The 15,541-nt window shown below is 63.7% G+C and carries 15 protein-coding genes; 9 read left to right on the top strand and 6 right to left on the bottom strand.

Features of this window, described 5'->3' with window-relative positions; all coding sequences use genetic code 11:
- Nucleotides 1–50 precede the first annotated feature (50 nt).
- Nucleotides 51–2,093, top strand: a complete 2,043-nt coding sequence (locus tag C7435_RS11225; protein WP_121211577.1) for a hypothetical protein — start codon at nt 51–53, stop codon at nt 2,091–2,093.
- A 69-nt stretch (nt 2,094–2,162) separates the two neighbouring features.
- Here the strand turns inward: C7435_RS11225 and C7435_RS11220 are convergent, their stop codons facing one another.
- The 4 genes from C7435_RS11220 to C7435_RS11205 form a co-directional block, all read right to left on the bottom strand.
- Nucleotides 2,163–2,438 (bottom strand): HPr family phosphocarrier protein, encoded by a 276-nt coding sequence (locus C7435_RS11220; protein ID WP_075191466.1) that lies wholly within the window; start codon nt 2,436–2,438, stop codon nt 2,163–2,165.
- Complete coding sequence (locus C7435_RS11215) at nt 2,435–2,842, bottom strand: PTS sugar transporter subunit IIA (RefSeq protein ID WP_075191467.1); 408 nt, start codon at nt 2,840–2,842, stop codon at nt 2,435–2,437. Before C7435_RS11215 ends, C7435_RS11220 begins: the two co-directional genes overlap by 4 nt.
- Nucleotides 2,843–2,907: 65 nt before the next feature.
- A complete protein-coding gene (locus C7435_RS11210) occupies nt 2,908–4,530 on the bottom strand; it encodes a sensor histidine kinase (protein ID WP_121211575.1) in 1,623 nt (540 codons plus the stop codon).
- A 10-nt stretch (nt 4,531–4,540) separates the two neighbouring features.
- Nucleotides 4,541–5,251, bottom strand: a complete 711-nt coding sequence (locus tag C7435_RS11205; protein WP_075191469.1) for a response regulator transcription factor — start codon at nt 5,249–5,251, stop codon at nt 4,541–4,543.
- A gap of 168 nt (nt 5,252–5,419) precedes the next feature.
- On the opposite strand from C7435_RS11205, the gene C7435_RS11200 reads away from it, so the two are divergent.
- The 4 genes from C7435_RS11200 to C7435_RS11185 are packed head-to-tail and all read left to right on the top strand — an operon-like array spanning nt 5,420 to nt 8,834.
- A complete protein-coding gene (locus tag C7435_RS11200) occupies nt 5,420–7,120 on the top strand; it encodes a hypothetical protein (RefSeq protein WP_075191470.1) in 1,701 nt (566 codons plus the stop codon).
- A 47-nt stretch (nt 7,121–7,167) separates the two neighbouring features.
- Nucleotides 7,168–7,740, top strand: coding sequence for a DUF1214 domain-containing protein (locus C7435_RS11195; protein ID WP_121211573.1), 573 nt, complete (start codon nt 7,168–7,170; stop codon nt 7,738–7,740).
- Nucleotides 7,737–8,276: a DUF1254 domain-containing protein gene (locus C7435_RS11190; protein WP_121211571.1), complete on the top strand. Its 540-nt coding sequence runs from the start codon at nt 7,737–7,739 to the stop codon at nt 8,274–8,276. Before C7435_RS11195 ends, C7435_RS11190 begins: the two co-directional genes overlap by 4 nt.
- Nucleotides 8,277–8,333: 57 nt before the next feature.
- Nucleotides 8,334–8,834, top strand: coding sequence for a hypothetical protein (locus C7435_RS11185; RefSeq protein WP_121211569.1), 501 nt, complete (start codon nt 8,334–8,336; stop codon nt 8,832–8,834).
- A 732-nt stretch (nt 8,835–9,566) separates the two neighbouring features.
- Here C7435_RS11185 and C7435_RS11180 read toward each other — a convergent pair.
- Entirely contained in the window at nt 9,567–11,771 is a 2,205-nt protein-coding gene (locus C7435_RS11180) for a prolyl oligopeptidase family serine peptidase (RefSeq protein WP_121211567.1), read from the bottom strand.
- A gap of 86 nt (nt 11,772–11,857) precedes the next feature.
- Here C7435_RS11180 and dapF point away from each other — a divergent pair, with 86 nt between their 5' ends.
- The 3 genes from dapF to C7435_RS11165 all read left to right on the top strand — a co-directional run bounded on the left by dapF (nt 11,858) and on the right by C7435_RS11165 (nt 14,402).
- A complete protein-coding gene (gene dapF, locus C7435_RS11175) occupies nt 11,858–12,673 on the top strand; it encodes a diaminopimelate epimerase (protein ID WP_233350757.1) in 816 nt (271 codons plus the stop codon).
- Between the two features lie 121 nt (nt 12,674–12,794).
- On the top strand, nt 12,795–14,099 hold the full coding sequence (locus tag C7435_RS11170) for an NHL repeat-containing protein (RefSeq protein ID WP_121211565.1): 1,305 nt from the start codon (nt 12,795–12,797) through the stop codon (nt 14,097–14,099).
- A gap of 84 nt (nt 14,100–14,183) precedes the next feature.
- Nucleotides 14,184–14,402, top strand: a complete 219-nt coding sequence (locus C7435_RS11165) for a hypothetical protein (RefSeq protein WP_121211563.1) — start codon at nt 14,184–14,186, stop codon at nt 14,400–14,402.
- Here the strand turns inward: C7435_RS11165 and C7435_RS11160 are convergent.
- The gene (locus C7435_RS11160; RefSeq protein ID WP_147422683.1) at nt 14,399–14,782 is read right to left on the bottom strand and encodes a hypothetical protein; all 384 of its coding nucleotides are present in this window, start codon (nt 14,780–14,782) and stop codon (nt 14,399–14,401) included. The genes C7435_RS11165 and C7435_RS11160 overlap by 4 nt on opposite strands.
- 166 nt (nt 14,783–14,948) lie before the next feature.
- On the opposite strand from C7435_RS11160, the gene C7435_RS11155 reads away from it, so the two are divergent.
- The gene (locus C7435_RS11155) at nt 14,949–15,476 is read left to right on the top strand and encodes a CC0125/CC1285 family lipoprotein (RefSeq protein ID WP_121211560.1); all 528 of its coding nucleotides are present in this window, start codon (nt 14,949–14,951) and stop codon (nt 15,474–15,476) included.
- The last annotated feature ends 65 nt before the right edge of the window (nt 15,477–15,541 follow it).

Raw genomic sequence — 15,541 nt, 5'->3', positions numbered from 1 at the left:
CGATTTGGGACAATCGGACAGGCATTTTGTTGTTAGAGGTGCGTCAAGCCATGTCTTTGTTACCGACCGCGCATGCAGGCCAGTCCTTCGGGGCCCGCCGGATCGATTTCTATACGGTATCAGGTGAAGTTTCCGCCTCCGATGACGGTACCGGACGCGTCACGGACACCGATGGCATGAGCCATGACGTTCGCTTGCTGGAGCGCTCGAATGCCTTGGCGCCGGGCGATACGGCCAGCGTGCTACGGGTCCAGGCCGGACCGAACCGCCGCTCGCGACCGACCGCCATCGTTAATCACACCCGCGGCACATGGATGCGGGCCGCCCCCGACGCGACCGGCTTGCTGGCCCGCTCCGGCGTGACCCGTGGCTTCAATTGGTGGCTGTCCGTCCTCGCCTTGGCCCTGGTCGGCATTGCTGCCGTCTGGCCGGCCATCCATGGCTTCCTGACCGAGGTCAATGGCGGGCTGATGGCCTCCGTCCCGGCCTTTGACGTCTTCGCCGAGATGCAGGCCCTGCTGCCGGGCCTGTCCGGCTGGCGTCTGGAAGCGGCGCTGCCGACCGGCCTGCTCGATACCATCGCCTCGCTCGGCTTTGTGCCGATGGCCCAGCTCACCGAATGGGGCCTCGCCCTTGCCGGCGGGCTGGTCGCGCTGCTCGCCTTCGCCGGTCGTTCCTGGCGGTTGATCTATATTCCGGCCCTGGCCCTGCTTGCGCTCGCCACCGGGACGATACTGGGATCTGCCTTGGCCACGCTGGCCGTAATCGGGGGCAGCCTCGGCCTCTTCATGCTGGGCGGGTTGGTCAATCGTATCCGCGATGGCGGTCGCTTCAACGCCCGCGTCGCACGTTTGGCAGAACACGCCTTGCGCAATCCGCCGCATGAGGGCGTGCGTCCCTCTGGCGGAAACGATGCCGCCGGCGTCACCGCATCGGCGGCCATTGCTGCAGCGACAACCGCTGCTCATGGCGACGAGGCGGACGTCGCAGAAGCCGATTCCGAGACGGCGGAAATCACGGAGATCGGGGAGACCGGGGAGACCGACACCGACGCGCCAGACACCCGTTCCGCGAACGACAGCACCGCCGCACCGGCGGAGGATGACGCCGCGGCCAATGCGTCCGGCGAAGCCGAAGCCCCGGCCCAGGACGACCTCCTGCCGGCCGCCCCGGTCGCCGCCAATGATGACGCCATGGACAGCGACAGCGCCGAAGCTGCCATCCCGGAAGACGCCGGCGAAACCGAAGCGGCTGCCGACGCCGCAAGTGCAGAGATCGAATCGCCGGAAGCCGCAGACGAACCAACCCCGGCGATTGTTGAAACCGACGTGTCCGACACCGTCGCAGCAAGCGAGGCCGTCGAGACGAGCGAGACGGTTGCGACAAGTGAGGCCGTTGAGACAAGCGGAACAGTTGAGGCCGTTGAGACAAGCGAGGCGGTTGAGGCAAGCGAGACCGTTGCGGCAAGTGGGACCGTTGCGGCAAGTGAGGCGGGTGAGACAAGCGAGACCGTCGAGACAAGTGAGAACAACGCCATAACCGGCTCGCCTGCCGACACACCGGACACGCCCGAAGAGACAGCAATCGTCGCGGCGGTCGACAACGAAGTCGGCGGTGATCCGGAAGACGACGCTGACGTTAGCACCGAAGTCGAGCTGGATGATGACCTGCCGAGCCTCGATGATGTTGCCGCGGCCGCAGCCCTGACGGCTGCTGAAACGACGCCGTCGGAAGCCGCCAGCGAGGCCGACGAATCCGCGCCGCTGGCAGCGGCCGATCTCGATGATGAACGCACCATGCCGGTCGCACCGCCGCCGCCCATGCCGGGCAATGACGAGGCCGAGGCTGCCAGAACCGACGCGGCCGACGAGTCCATCAGCGATGATGAGGCCGCCGGGCTTTCCCCGAGTGGGTCCGAAGAGGCCGACACTGTCACGCCGCCGCCGTCTGCTGCCGCCAGCGACGACAGCGCCACAATCGTCGATGATCCACTGATGGATTTGGCCGAGGACCCGATGATGACATCGGAAGGACGCAATGACTATGCGCCCGGGGCGCCGGAAATCGACCTGGACCGCACGCCGGCCGAATAGCCGCCACGACGAGAAAAGCCCGCCAGGCCGGCGGGCTTTTTTCTGTGCGCTGTGTCCGCGAGTATCGGCCTATTCGTCTTCGTGGAAACGGGCTTCAACCAGCTCGGTCAGACTGTCAGCAGCGCGTTCCGCGTCGGGCCCTTCGGATTCAATCCCGATAACGGAACCCTTGGCGGCAGCCAGCATCAGCAATTCCATGATCGAGTCGGCATTCACCGTCTCGCCATCGCGCGAGACGTGGATCGTCGCGTCAAAGCCCTGGGCCAACTCGACAAATTTTGCCGCCGCCCGGGCATGCAGGCCACGCGCATTGCAAATGGTGACCTTGCGCGCGACTTTCGTCACTTGCCGGCGCCTTCAAGGACATTGGAGGCAATCGCGATATAGCGCTTGCCGGCGTCTTCGCCCATGCGCGACAAGCTGTCCAGGTCGGCCCGCGAGCGCGCTTCGGCCAGCTTGATCAACATCGGCAGGTTCACACCTGCGATCACCTCGACCTTGCCGGGCTCAAGCAGGGAGATGGCGAGATTGGACGGCGTGCCCCCGAACATGTCGGTCAGGATCAAAACGCCTTCGCCGCGATCCGCGTCCTCGATCGCCTGTTTGATATCATCACGGCGCTTTTCCATGTCGTCGTCCGGGCCAATGCAGACAGCCAGCAACGCATCCATCGGACCCACCACATGTTCCGTGGCAGCGACAAATTCATCGGCCAAACGGCCATGACTGACGACGACGACTCCGATCATGTGATCATCTAAACGCGGCTTGAGTTGAGGGGGAAGCGTCTTTTTGCAATGCGGCGGTCAATTTGTCAGTCCGCATCGGCGGCCGGAAGCTCGACGGTGAAGCGGGCGCCGACCACATCGCCGGCCTGGTTGCGACGATTACGTGCCAAGATGGTGCCACCGTGCGCCTTGACGATCTGACGCGAGATCGCCAGCCCGAGACCGGAATGGGTGCCAAAGGCGGCACCCTTCGGCCGCTCGGTGTAAAAACGTTCGAACACGGCTTCCAGATTGTCGTCGGGAATGCCCGCGCCCTGGTCATCAACATGGATTTTCAGGCTGGAACGGCCATCCAATTGGCCGCGCCGCAGGGAAATCACGATCTCGCCGCCTTCCGGCGAGAAGGTCAAAGCATTGTCGAGCAGATTGCGGAAGACTTGCCCCAGCGGATCGCCACGTCCGATGACGAAGGCCGAGCGGAGCTGACGGTCGAGCCGGATCATCGCCGGCTTGTCACCCGCTTCATTGTAGGAGGTCGCGAGATCGGCCAGCAGATCGGCAAGGTCAAAGCGGCTGACATCCTCGCGCGCCAGTTCGGCATCGACCCGGGAGGCGCGGGAGATATCGGTGATCAAACGGTCCAGACGCCCGACATCGGCACTGATCACAGCCAGCAACCGGTCGCGCCGCTCCGCATCTTTCGCCTTGGGCAGAACCTCGACGGCGGACCGGATCGAGGTCAGCGGGTTTTTCAGCTCGTGGGCGACATCGGCGGCAAAGCTCTCGATCGCATCAAGCCGGTCATAGAGCGCCTCGGTCATGTCCGAGAGGGCGACGCCCAGCTCGCCGATCTCATCATTGCGGCTGCGCAGGTCAGGCATTGTCACGCGCCGTCCGCCGGCCCGGCGCGCTTCGCGCGCGGCTCGCGCCAGGCGCCGGATCGGCCGCGCAATGAAGACGGTCAGGGCCAATGAGGACATCGCCGTCACCAGTGCCGCAATGATCATGAAAGGCAGCAGCGCGCGCCGTTCGGCCTCGATCAGCGTATCGAGATCATAACTCTCGATCGTCACCACGCCGACCACCGCCCGGACCGGCTGGATCGGCAACGAGACCGAAACAACGCGCCGTCCGTCCGCCTCACGCCGGACCCCGCTCACGGTCTCGCCATTGATGACCTGGCGGACTTCATCACGCAGGTTCCGGCCCATCGCTTCGCGCTCTTCCGACGAGCGCAGGAGATTGGCGAGGGCATCGAGCAACTGCACCGGCAGGGAGCGGGCGCTGTCGGTGATCGGCGCCCGCTGGGCGCCCGGCGGCGGCAGCAGGGTGGTCTCGAACACATCGGCCAGCAAATGGCTGTCGGCAACGATGGAGGCGCCCTTGTCGAACACGATGACCCGCGATTCCTCGGGCACATAGAGCTGGCGCAGGATGGCGCGGGCATCCTCGTTTCGCAGCGCCGGTGCCGGCGCTCCGTCGGAAGCGCCCTCGGCCAGAACATTGGCAATCAACTCGCCCTGCGCCCGCAGCGAATCCAGCTTGGCATTGACCAGGCCGCGACGGGTCTCGGTCAGCGCCAGCATGCCGACAACAAGCACGCCGAGGGCGACGAAATTCGCCATCAGGATCAGCTGGGCCAGACGCGAAGACGGGCGCGGCGCGAGGCTGCGGAGCAGCGCGCCGGCCCGCCGCAATCCCGACGTCACAGAGCTCGTCTCAGTCTTCTTTATAGCGGTAACCCACGCCGTACAGCGTCTCGATCGCGTCGAAACTCTTGTCGCCTTCGCGGAACTTCTTGCGGATACGCTTTATGTGGCTGTCGATCGTCCGGTCATCGACATAGACCTGATCATCGTAGGCGGCATCCATCAAATTGTCCCGGCTCTTCACATAGCCGGGCCGGGTCGCCAGGGCCTGCAGGATCAGGAATTCGGTCACCGTCAGACGCACCGGCTCGCCCTTCCAGGAACAGGCGTGACGGTTCGGATCTAGCAGCAGGCTGCCGCGCTCGAGCGGTTTGCTGTCGCCCGGCTCCAGGCCGATCGTGCCGACCGGATCGCCGGACAGGCGGGCACGGCGCAGAACGGCCTTGACCCGTTCACCCAGCAGGCGCTGGGAGAAGGGTTTGGCGATATAATCGTCGGCGCCGAGATTGAGACCGAGTGCCTCGTCGAACTCGTCATCTTTCGAGGTCAGGAAAATGACCGGCAGGTTGGAGGACTGGCGCAAGCGACGCAGCAGTTCCAGACCGTCCATGCGCGGCATCTTGATATCGAAGATGCCAAGGTCCGGCGGATCCTCGGTCAGGGCGGTCAGCGCAGAGGCCCCGTCATTATAGGTCCGCACATGATATCCTTCCCCTTCGAGAAAGATCGAAACCGATGTGATGATGTTTTCATCATCATCCACGAGTGCAATCGTCGCCATGCCATCTCCGCGCGTTGACCCGGACAAATCCGGTCGGAATTGATCCGCGTGCCGGAACCATAGCCGCGGCCGGGTCGACACGCCAAGCTCCCTTGATGAATCAGGAGCATGGTTCACTCGGTTTTAAGCCTCTTTGTGCCATCAATAAGGCTCCAGGGGAGTTGGTGCATGCCCGGCGATATCCATTACGAAGTTTTCTTCAAGAAAAACCGCAAGTCGGGCTGGACGCTCAGCGAGGCGCGCGATGATCGCGACCAGGCCATTCGGCTGGCCCATTCGCTGATCGCCAAGCAAAAGGACGCCTCGGTCCGCGTGACCAAGGAAACCTTCGACAAGGAACACCGCAAATTCCGCTCGGTGCCGATTTTCGAGGGCGGCGCCGAGACCATGGGCGTGGAGAAGGAAAAGACCGGCGAGGCACGCTTGCCGTGCCTGACACCGGATGACCTGTCCAAACCGCATGCCCGCGACACGATCCGCCGGGTGCTCACCAACTGGCTGGAACGGGTCCAGGCCATCCCGATGGAACTCCTGCACCGGCCGGACCTGGTGGAGAATCTCGAAGCGTCGGGCACCGAACTGCAACACGCCGTCCAGAAAGTCGCCATCGCCTCGGCCAGCGACAGCGATGCCGGCGTGCATGGCTATGTCAAACAGCTCAATGAGCTGGTCCAGAAATCACTGGCCCGCATCTACAAGGACGGTCGCGACAACCGGTTGCCGGAATATCCCAAGAAGGCGAACTTTGCCGATATCGCGGGTGAGATTCACAAGCGGGACCGCCGCGCCTATTCGCTGCGCGCCGCCATGGCCGACCGGCTGCGCCATGAGAAAAAATACGGCGACAAGCTGGAAGCCCTGCTCGACATGGGCGACAGCCTGCCCGAGGCCGAAGACGCGCGGAATTTCGCGCTCGACGAGGTCGATCACTATATCGCCGAAGTGATCGCCTTTGATGCCGGTCGCGAAGCCCTGCTGGGCAAATGCAAGGATCTCGGCGAAACGCTGGAACGCCTGGCCTGCCTGTTTGATGGCGACCATTCCGCAGACGCACTCAATCTCGCTCCCAGCGCCGCCAAACGCCTCGCGAAAAAGATCAAGGGCAGGGCACTCCCCGCCTGCCGGGCGGCCATTGCAGCCAATATCCTCAAGGACCTGGAACGCCCCAAACGCCTGCGCCCGACCAGCGTGCGCGACGAGGTGCGCCTGGCGCGGGATCTGGCCAGCCGCCTGGTCATCTGCGCCGACAGCACGCTGCCGGCCGACGCCCTGATCAAGGCGTTCGCCTCCCGTTCGGCCCGCCTGTTGCAGCCGGAAATCATCGACGAGCTGCTGCGTCACTCACGCGGTGCCGACGAGGATCTGGACCGGCTCATTGCGCTGGAGGAAAATCTGGTCGGCGAAGCCAACAAGCAAAAACTGGCCGGTTATATCCGCTCGACCCTGGGATCGCCGAACGCGGATGCCTGGTATGTCCGCGGCGATGCGAAGCCGCTGGAACGACTGGCCAAGCTGACCGCCCAGCAGGCGAAAATCCTCAAGGGCAAATATCCGGAGCGCGACAAGCTGGAGCTGGCGGCCAATTTCGACGCGCTCGGCATGAAGATCGTCGATGACAGCAAGATCCTGAACATGGTCGAGGCCGGCGACCGGCCAGCGCTGGACAAGGCGACCGGCCTGTTGCGCCTGGCCACGGGCGGCGCCCTGCCGATCGGAAATTGCTCGGCCGACGCCCAGGCGCGCGCCCTGCGTCATCTCAAGTCGGCGGTCGGCCTCAGCGAAGCGCAGGCCGAAGATGGACGCCCCAAGCTGCGCCAGATCCAGGGCATGCTGCAGGAACTCAGCCAGCGACAAGCCAAGGCGAGCTGACGGATTTTGGCTTTCCCGTCCTGTGGCAATGCGTCTAGGGTCCGGGCATGACCCTGCGGCATGTTCTGACATTTCTGGTTGGTTCGGCTTGCGGTGCCGTATTGGCGGCGACCCTGGTCTTCAGTCCGATCGAGATCGGCGGCGTCAGCAATGGTCCGTGGATCACCAATCCGCATATCGGGTCAAGTGACGCCAATCCGCTGACCCGTGCACTGGTCGCGCGTCGCGGCCTGTTGGCCCTGACCCGCGAGGAAGCCGTCTATTTCACGGCCACACGCGACAGTAACGATCTCAATCTGAGCGAACGCTGCGCCTACGAGATCACCGGTGAGATCCCGCCGGCCCGCTGGTGGTCGATCACCATCTATGACGAGGACAGCTTCCTGCCGCGCAACGGGCTGGATCGCCATGCAGTCAACAGCAGCTCTGTCGACATCAATGGCGACGGGCGCGTGGTCATTCCGGTCGGACAAGCAAGTCCGGGCGCCATCGCCACCGACCAGGCCGGCCTGTTCTCGCTGACGCTGCGCCTCTATCACCCTGACCCGATCGTGCTGGAAGGTCTCGACAGTCTGGACTTCCCGCGCATCGAGCGGATCGGCTGCGAGGGCGACACATGAAGCGGAGCGGCCTGCCCTTTCTGCCCTACATGCTTGGCTTGCTGATCGGCGCCGCCGTGACGCTGCATGTCCTGCCCGGCCGCATCATGGCACGCGCAATGGACCGGATCGAAAGCCTTGGCGGCGACAATGACGGTGCACGCCACGCCCCCCGTGTCACCGCCGAAAACCAGACCATCGTCCGCGCCAGCCCCGACATTCTCTACTCGGTCTGCCTCTTCGACCTTGCCGACGGACCCATTCGTGTCGAGGCGACATGGCCCGCCGACGGCAATTACGCTTCGGTGAGCTTTTACGACGCCAACACCAATAATTTCCGGGCCATCAACGACCGGGATGTCGACGCCCTGTCGACCTCAATCAGCCTGGCGCGACCATTTGACTCCGATATTCCGGAACGAACGGACGAGAGCGCCTGGTCACCGACCACAACGGGCCTCATCCTCTACCGCCGGGTGATCGACGCCAGCACCGACCTCGCCGCCGCCGAGACTGAGCGTCAGGGCTTCACCTGCACGCAGATGGTCGATCAGTAAGTTGCCTTTGCCGACCGTACTGGCGAGACTTTCCCCGCCATCATGCCGGGGAGAGCCATGAACACCACTCTGATTGCCGCGCTGGCCGCATCCGTCGCCATGTCCACACCTGCCACAGCGCAGGACGATACCGCCGACATCGAGTCCACCATCGACGCGCTCTATGCGGTGATTTCCGGCCCGGTCGGGCAGGAACGCGATTTCAACGCCATGCGCGCCATGTTCATGGAGGGCGCTGCCATGGGCGCTGTGGGCGCCGGTGAGGGCGGCAATGGCGCCGGCAGCGTGATCACCCTGGATGACTATATCGAACGCTCGGGCCCGTGGCTGGTCGAGAACGGTTTCACCGAACGCGCCACCCGCACCGAGATCGACCAATGGGGCGAGATTGCGTATGCCCGTTCGGCCTATGAGGGCGTCAATGGCGTCACCGGAGAGGTCTTCCTGATCGGGGTCAATTACATCACCCTGTTCAAGATCGACGGCGACTGGAAAATCGCTTCGATCCTGTGGCGGACAGAAAGCGAAGACTGGCCGGTCGACGCCGCGTTCGAGTGAACAGGACTCCCCGTTTCATTTTTCCCGGAGGCGCGCCGCGCCATCCGGGACCGACGGGAGACTCATCGCTTGCCGGAGGGTTTCGTTGGTCCCGGCTCTCCGCCCCGCTTTTGCGGGGCTGCGGCCGGGAGAAATGTGTGTTGGTTTGCGGGGCTTTAGAGGCAAGGTGGAGAAACGCGCCGCTTATCCCCGCCCAGCGCCTTTAGAACCGTCATCCTGACGAAAGTCAGGATCCAGTCGCGCGCACACGATTTCGCCTGGCCTGGCAACAGCTTGCGTCGCATTCCGGGTCCCGGCGTGCGCCGGGATGACGGTGTGTGGGGCGGGGATAGGCGACAAACTTATCCGCCCCCCTTCACCCCATGGGATACTCCCCTCGGTTTTCGGGACGGGAGGCGCGAGCTCAGTCACTTGTGCCCGGAAGCGAGCGGAGCCTGTCCGGGCGGTGGCGTGACACCCATTGGCGCTGGCAGGGCGTGCGACCAGGTCGCGGGGCACTAAACGACCGACCCCATCTACCTGGCGCATTGGAATCGGGGGCGAGAGCGTCCGGGAAATCTCCGCGAACGGGATGTCGGCGATGTCACGTTTTCAAATCAAACCGGTTATCGGCATTCGCCGACATCCCGTTCCCCTCCCATCGCTCCGGCGCGAAAGCGTGCGGAGCCAAAGGTACGCCAAGAAAAACCCCGGAGCCTTCGCCCCGGGGTTTTCATGGTCTCGGCGGAAAGCCTACTCCGCGTCGAGCGGGTCATCATCATCCATCAGCTTTTGCATCAGGAAGGTGTAGAGCAGCGCATCACGGCGGGCTGTCTCTTCCAGATTGGCCGCAGCGGCGTGACCGCCAGCGGTATTCTCATAGTAGAGATAGTCATGGCCCAACTCTTCCAGCAGGTGCGCCATCTTGCGGGCATGGCCCGGATGGACGCGATCATCCTTGGTCGAGGTGTAGAGATAGATTTCCGGATAATCGCCGTTCGCATCAACATTGTGATAGGGCGAAATCGAGCGCAGGAAACCACCCTCGTCCGGGTCTTCCGGATTGCCGTATTCGCCCATCCAGGACGCACCGGCGAGCAGGGTGTGATAGCGCAGCATGTCGAGGAGCGGCACGGCAGAGACGACAGCGTTCCACAGATCCGGACGCTGGGTATACATGACACCGGTCAGCAGGCCGCCATTCGAGCCGCCATAAACGCCCAGATGGCGCGGGCTGGTGATGCCACGGGCTGACAAGTCCTCGGCCACCGCGATCAGGTCGTCATAGATGCGCTGGCGATCCATCTTCAGACCGGCCTGGTGCCAGGCCGGGCCGAACTCGCCACCACCACGGATATTGGCGACCACATAGGCGCCGCCATTTTCCAGCCACAGCTGGCCGCGCGAGCCGGAATAGCTGGGCCGGATGGAGACCTGGAAGCCACCATAGGCGTAAAGCAGGGTCGGCGTCGTGCCGTCCATCACCGTGTCTTCGTGACGAACCACGAAATAGGGGACCATCGTGCCGTCGGTCGAGGCGACTTCCAGCTGTTCGACGACCAGGCCCTCGGCATCGAATTGGGCCGGGATCGACTTGATCTCCTCAACCGTCAGCTCGGCCGCATCAACCATGAAATAGCTGTCCGGCGTCAGGAAGCCTTCGGCATTCATGAAGGCAACGTCGTGATGCGAATTGGTGCCGCCCAGGCTGATCGTCATGTTGGCTGGCACAGGCACCGTTTCGGAGGTCCAATTGCCGTCAGCATAGTGGAAGGCTTCGAGGCCGCCGACGACGTTTTCGTCAATCGCAACCAGGAAGGCCGAAGCCGTTGACCCCATGCCGCCCAGCGATTGGCGCGGACCGGGCACGAAGACCGTCTTCACCGCCGGCAACTCACCGCTGGCCGCAAAGTCAGCCATGGTGAAAGACAGGAGCGCACCTTGCGGGAAGGTCTCGCCGCCCTCGACCGGTGTCCATTCTTCCTCGATCGTGAAGACCAGCTCGCCCTGGAACAGGTCCTGGATCGAGGATTTGGTCGGCAGCGGTAGCTGCATCGGCGCCGCGTCGGCCGGCAGGTACCACCAGGTCGTATCGTAGAAAGTGTCGGCTTCCGAGGCCATCATGTAGACGGTGCCGTCATGGTCCTCGGCGCGGAAGGCAAACAGGCCGACATCATCCTGGTCACCGCGAACCACTTCGGTGGCATCGGCGAGATCGGTGCCGCGCTCCCAGCGATAGGCAACAGAAGGATAGCCCGAACTGGTCGTGTCTTCCGGGGAGGTGGCCAACCCGACCATCAACGTGTCCGCGTCGATCCAGCTGACACCGCCCTTGGCTTCCGGCGTTTCAAACCCGTCTTCGACAAAGGCACGATCCGGGATCGAGAATTCGCGGCGTACGGCAGCATCGGAACCGCCATCCGACAGCGTGATCATGCAGCGCTCATAGGCCGGCGCCAGGCAGTTCGAGCCGCGCCAGACCCAGTTCATGTCCTCGGCTTCGGACAGGGCATCAAGATCAAGCACGACATCCCATTCCGGTGCGTCGGTCAGATAGCTGTCGAGCGTCGTGCGGCGCCACAGGCCGTGCGTGTGCTCGGAATCCTGCCAGAAATTCCAGACATAGCCGCCGGAATAGGAACCATAGGGGATGCGGTCATTGGATTGGGCAATCGCCAGCGCCTGATCATAAAGCCCCTGATAGCGCTCATCGCCCTGCAATCGGGCAAAGGTGCGGTCATTCTGGCCTTCGACCCATTCCAGCGCCTGTTCGCCCTCAACCTCTTCAAGCCAGACCCGCGGATCATTGTTCGGGTCGATCTCGACAATCTGGCGCTGTGTCGAGGCGTCGGGTGTTTCGGTGGCCACGGCGTCACCTTCCTGGCTGGCGGGCTGGCTGCAGGCCGCGAGGATGGCGGCGCTGGCGCTGACCGCCCATATACTGCGAATTGCTCTCATCAGTCTCTTCCCCTCTGATGCTTGCGCGGCAATAAACACCGGAGCGGGTGTGGACGTAAAGAGAGCGGAGCGCTATCGGAGCGGATATGGACGCACGTTTGATGAATGGAGCCGGCAACAAGTTCATCCTCGCCGATGTGCGGGGGCGCGCCGGCGTGTTCAACCTGTCGCGCACCACGGTTCGCGAGCTCGCGCACACGCATCATTTCGATCAACTTCTGGTGCTCGACGACAGCGACAGCGCCGACGCCTTCATGCGCATCTGGAATGCCGATGGCGACGAGGTCGGTGCCTGTGGCAACGGGACCCGAGCTGCCGCTTGGGCGATGATGCAGGAGACCGGCGCCCGGGTTGTCAGCCTGGGCACCGTCGGCGGCCTGCTCCACGCCAGCGATGCCGGACCGTTGACGGTGAGTGTTGACATGGGTCCGCCGCGCCTGGACTGGCAGGACATCCCGCTGGCCCGGCCGATGGACACCGTGAAGCTGGATTATGCCGCCGAAATCGACGGCATCCGCATCGAGGCTCCCGGCGCCGTGTCAATGGGCAATCCGCACGCCGTCTTCTTCATTCGTGACGTCGAGGCCTTCCCGGCTGCCAGGTTGGGCCGGGAAGTCGAACTCGATCCGCTCTTTCCGGAGCGCGTCAATGTCGGCTTCGCCCAGATCCATGATGCCAACCATATCAGGCTGCGGGTTTGGGAACGTGGCGCCGGCATCACGGCCGCCTGCGGCACCGGCGCCTGTGCCGCCCTGGTAGCCGCACACCGGCGTGGTCTCGCAGAACGACGCGCCTCGATCATGACCGATGGCGGCGAGCTCTTCGTGGACTGGCGGGAGGATAACCATGTCATTCTGACCGGCCCCGTCGAGGATGAAGGCCCGATAACGGTGAATTTCTGAGCAAAAGCTGCTGCATGACCGCCATGCCGCGCACGCGGCTGTGACTTTCGCTATCGGTAAAACCCCATAATATCCACGAACGGGTCCCATTGGGGCCGCGTTTCTGGGGGATACGCATCACATGACATTCAAAGCCAGCGCACTCGCAGCATCACTCGCCTGTCTCTTGACCCTGCCGACATTCGCCCAGGATGAATCGCCGGCAGCCCCGACGCCCCAGAGCATCGCCCTGGAAATGTTCAGTGAGGCCGGTCGGGCGCTGCGTGCCGGCGACACGGAGAGCGCGCGCCGGCTGATGCAGGCAGCCCTCGACCTCAAACCGGCGCATCCGGCCGTATTGCGCGCGCTGGTGACGATCGCGACCCGTGCCGGGCGTGCCGACGACGGGTTTGAGGCGCTCGACAACATTGTCGCCGCCGGCCTCACATTTGAACCTGCCGCCGAGACCATCACCTTGCTGGAAGCCGCCGACAATGACCGTCTGACCGCGGTCCGGGCGGCCCTGACTGCCAATGCGGCACCGACGGGCAGTGGTGAAATCATTGCCCGCATTGACCGCCCGGATGCGCTGATCGAGGGCGTCGCGGTCGATATCGAGACCGACCGGATATTCGCCTCCTCGGTAGCCCAACGTGAAATCCTGATGCTGGAGCCGTTTGCCCGGGACGAGCCGATCGTGTTTGCCGACCGCGAGGACGGATTGTGGTCAGTGTTTGGCCTGTTCGTCGATGACCGGACCCGCATGTTGTGGGCCGCCTCGGGAACAGTCGACCAGACGCCGCTGGACGAAGGAGAGGAGGGGGGAACAGCGCTGTTTGCCTTCGACCTGATGACCGGCGAGCTGTATCGCCGCTACACGATCGACGGCGCTGTGCAAATGGCCGATTTCGTGGTTCGCGACGGCACTGCCTATGTCTCCGACAGCCAGGCACCGCGGGTCTATCGGCTCGACAGCGTATCCGGTGACCTCGAAGTCCTCTCCGAAGACCCGCGCTTTGTCAGCCTGCAGGGCGTGGCGCTGGCCCGCGGCGCCCTTTATGTGGCGGACTATTCGATGGGGATCTGGCGGATTGACCTGACGGATGGCAGCGCCAGCCTGGTGCGCGCATCGGAGATCAGCCTGATCGGTATTGACGGTCTGCGGCAAACCCGTGACGGGCGCTTGGTGGCGGTTCGCAATGGCGCCCGGCCGCACCAGGTCATGGCGATCGACCTCGATCCGACGGGCGTGGAAGTCGCAAATATCGAGGTCCTGCTGCGCGGCCATCCGGCAATGAGCGGGGAGACCGAACCGACCCTGGTCGATCTCGCCGATGGTCGTGCGTGGTTGGTCGCCAACGCCGCCTGGCCGCTCTTTCCTGCCGACGGCTCCGAACCCGCTGAGACACGGCCGTCGACCGCGATTGTGGAAATCGACCTGCGCTGACCAGTGGACGGCTTTAATTCCCTTGCACCGTCAAAACCCGTCTCCAGCGAGGGTTTCGGGCCCATCTGCCGGACGGAGGAGGCCATGCGAACGGTCGATCCGGGTTTCCTCGCCCGGTTGGGCGGATCACGGCTGACAACAGCCGAACAGCTCTACGACATGCCTGACCATCCGACCCTGCGGCCGAGTTTTCTCTGCCAGACCCGTGAATTTGACGCGTTGATCGATTCCGTCCGGATCGCCCATCGCGGCTTGGTCCACCGGCCGGGTGGCCGCAATAGACCACCGACGCGACCTGGCTAAGTCCCTTCACCCAGCCGGAGGCCGACGCCGCACGCCTGCCGGATGACGACATCAGCGACTTCGGCACGCTGACGCAGTGCTTGCAGCTGTTCCGAGGTCAGCGGGGGTTCGGACGAGAGCAGCCCTCCGGCTTGCGGATCGTCCGTGATCCGCTCGAGCCGCGGCATTGCAGCGCCCACCAATTCAAGCTGACCATGAGAGAAGCGCGAATTGGCTTCCCGAACGATGCAGGCACAGACCGCCTCGGCCTGACCTGAAGCGAGGCACGCATTCTGAATCGCGGTTTCGCTGGTATGATCCGCTACGGCGTCGGCCGCAGGCCACAGGACCAGACTTACCAATGCGGCCAGCAGGGCCGCCTCCGCTTTCATGCGCTTCATCACGCTATCCGGCCCCCAGCCAGCCTCTTTGCGCCTCGATCAGACGTTTGACGCCGGAACAGACAGCCCTATGCTTGTCGCTATGTCGAGTCCGCGCCTTTGAACGGCCAAGGACGAGTCATATTTAATGAGGCGAGGGACCGCCAAGCGTTACAAGGAGCCCCAAATGAGGTGCGTTCTGATCACTTTGGCCAGCCTGGCTGTGCTGGGCGGCTGCGCAACCCCGACGCCCTATCAGGCGGCGGACGGGTCTCGTCGTGGTTTCACCGAAACCCGCATCGAGACCAATCGTTACCGGATATCCTTCGAGGGCAACTCGCTCACCGACCGCGAGACGGTCGAAACCTACCTGCTCTACCGGGCTTCCGAGCTCACGGTCGAGAACGGGTTTGACCATTTCACCGTCGTTGATCGCGCGACCGATGAGGAGACACGGGTCATGGCGTCCGGAATCGGACGATCTCCCTATTCCGGTTTCAACGTTCACTACGCCTATTTCCACCCGCGCTGGGGTTGGCGCGGCTGGCACGACCCGTTCTGGGATGATGTCAATTATCGCGAAAGCACGCGCTATGAGGCCAGCGCCGAAATCTATCTCGGCCGCGGTACCAAGCCCGACGACCCCAGTGCTTTCGATGCGCGCGACGTGATGTCCAATCTCGGCGACCAGATCGTGCGTCCGGAAGGCGGCTGAACCGCCTTCCATCGGAGCCATATCCGGGACTGCAAAAGGGTTGGCGCGTGGCGCCGGCCCATTTT

The sequence above is a fragment of the Maricaulis maris genome (assembly GCF_003634045.1).
Lineage (GTDB): Bacteria > Pseudomonadota > Alphaproteobacteria > Caulobacterales > Maricaulaceae > Maricaulis > Maricaulis maris.
Note: the sequence above shows the minus strand (reverse complement) of the source record. Positions and strands in the feature narration are given on the sequence as shown.

Coding starts and splice junctions, on each gene's coding strand:
- C7435_RS11155 (WP_121211560.1), top strand. CDS start 14,949: ATGAGGTGCGTTCTGATCACTTTGGCCAGCCTGGCTGTGCTGGGCGGC.
- C7435_RS11225 (WP_121211577.1), top strand. CDS start 51: ATGTCTTTGTTACCGACCGCGCATGCAGGCCAGTCCTTCGGGGCCCGC.
- C7435_RS11190 (WP_121211571.1), top strand. CDS start 7,737: ATGAAGCGGAGCGGCCTGCCCTTTCTGCCCTACATGCTTGGCTTGCTG.
- C7435_RS11160 (WP_147422683.1), bottom strand. CDS start 14,782: ATGAAGCGCATGAAAGCGGAGGCGGCCCTGCTGGCCGCATTGGTAAGT.
- C7435_RS11165 (WP_121211563.1), top strand. CDS start 14,184: ATGCGAACGGTCGATCCGGGTTTCCTCGCCCGGTTGGGCGGATCACGG.
- C7435_RS11185 (WP_121211569.1), top strand. CDS start 8,334: ATGAACACCACTCTGATTGCCGCGCTGGCCGCATCCGTCGCCATGTCC.
- C7435_RS11215 (WP_075191467.1), bottom strand. CDS start 2,842: ATGATCGGAGTCGTCGTCGTCAGTCATGGCCGTTTGGCCGATGAATTT.
- C7435_RS11205 (WP_075191469.1), bottom strand. CDS start 5,251: ATGGCGACGATTGCACTCGTGGATGATGATGAAAACATCATCACATCG.
- dapF (WP_233350757.1), top strand. CDS start 11,858: ATGGACGCACGTTTGATGAATGGAGCCGGCAACAAGTTCATCCTCGCC.
- C7435_RS11170 (WP_121211565.1), top strand. CDS start 12,795: ATGACATTCAAAGCCAGCGCACTCGCAGCATCACTCGCCTGTCTCTTG.
- C7435_RS11195 (WP_121211573.1), top strand. CDS start 7,168: ATGACCCTGCGGCATGTTCTGACATTTCTGGTTGGTTCGGCTTGCGGT.
- C7435_RS11200 (WP_075191470.1), top strand. CDS start 5,420: ATGCCCGGCGATATCCATTACGAAGTTTTCTTCAAGAAAAACCGCAAG.
- C7435_RS11180 (WP_121211567.1), bottom strand. CDS start 11,771: ATGAGAGCAATTCGCAGTATATGGGCGGTCAGCGCCAGCGCCGCCATC.